The sequence below is a fragment of the Vibrio sp. 2033 genome, assembly GCF_033339735.1.
Genome location: NZ_JAWOVC010000095.1, coordinates 1 through 1,221 on the forward strand (window position 1 = coordinate 1; position 1,221 = coordinate 1,221).

Here is a 1,221-nt window from a genome sequence, read left to right on the forward strand (position 1 = left end):
CTATATCTGCTATTTCCCGACTTCCACCATGAATAGTTGCCGCTAATCCACCTACTATTTGATACTCCACAGCCTCTTCATCCAAGATCTGTGTGAGGCACGCAATACAAAAGCTACCGCACAGCGCCTTAATCACCCTAAGCCACCGCATAGTAAAAATGCCACGCGTTACGAATCACTCTTAAACAATTTGTTAGAAGTTTACTCACCTAGTGCTCCGACTTTCCCTTTTCGCATCATGTGGGAAACAGTTTGTATACACACAAGCGACATGACTCTTGCCATAATCATCTACGACTACACAAACTAGATTGCTCGGATTTCCCAATGCACTCCGCCAATTATGATGACGGACCTCATAATCTACTTCAAATTCAACGTAAACGTATGCTGAGCTAACCCATTCAAACGGAATTGAACGTTTTACAATCAACCCTTTAAACATCTTTGAATAGCGTTCAGTTATGAGGTCAAAGTGCGGGTCATATGGAGCAATCTGTTGGGAGCAAAGGTCTATTGAAACACACTTTCTTTGAAGGTGGTCTACGAACAGGTAGAGCTTACCGATACCCCAATAACCATCGACATCATTGTTTCGACTCCTAAACGAGCCAATAATACCGCTTGCGGTACTACCTAGATCTCTCCTGCGTCCCATATTTATTCCTAAAACTTCTAAAGCCGATTCAAAGCGAAAATGCCATGATTTGGGAATCCGTCTTAAACGCTTTGTTATGTATAATTTTTCACGAAAAACATAACCAGCCAGCCATTAGTAAGAATGCTACCGTCGCAAGTAAAAAGGTTAGATCCCAAAGAAAGTACAGAGGGTATATAAACTTTAAAAGACTTTTTAACCAACCATTTTGTAGTTGGAGAAATGCTTTCTCTTCCATGAAACTAGACATGCTAAACCACAGCCCTCGAACACAATCAACCTCTTTCAAAATCACATAGCGCCCTTTAATTAACTCATTATTTTGCGACTTCAAAACCAACCAAACCACAAAAAACAAGGCAAAAAAGACAAACGTCGGGATTGCCATCCACCCTAGAGCAGCAAGTAAGATTGAGACTACAATATTATCCAATGTTCCACCTAACCAAATTATTCATAACGCCCAATTAAGGTGTGAAGTACGCGACTGGTGTACCCCACAAAAAGTAGACAGTACATAACTACATACTTTCGTACTCAACTGGGCTGACATGCCCCAACGC

General features: G+C 41.2%; 2 protein-coding genes. Both read right to left on the reverse strand.

The window, feature by feature from the left end; all coding sequences use genetic code 11:
* Window positions 1-205 precede the first annotated feature (205 nt).
* Window positions 206-658 carry a hypothetical protein gene (locus R7P74_RS24825; RefSeq protein ID WP_225474324.1) on the reverse strand — a complete coding sequence of 151 codons (453 nt, stop codon included), beginning with the start codon at window positions 656-658 and terminating at the stop codon, window positions 206-208.
* 88 nt (window positions 659-746) lie between these two features.
* Window positions 747-1,091: a hypothetical protein gene (locus R7P74_RS24830; RefSeq protein WP_225474323.1), complete on the reverse strand. Its 345-nt coding sequence runs from the start codon at window positions 1,089-1,091 to the stop codon at window positions 747-749.
* Window positions 1,092-1,221 lie beyond the last annotated feature (130 nt).

What these genes read in the sequence shown, in the direction of transcription:
- R7P74_RS24825 (WP_225474324.1), bottom strand. Translation starts at nt 658, where the DNA reads ATGGGACGCAGGAGAGATCTAGGTAGTACCGCAAGCGGTATTATTGGC.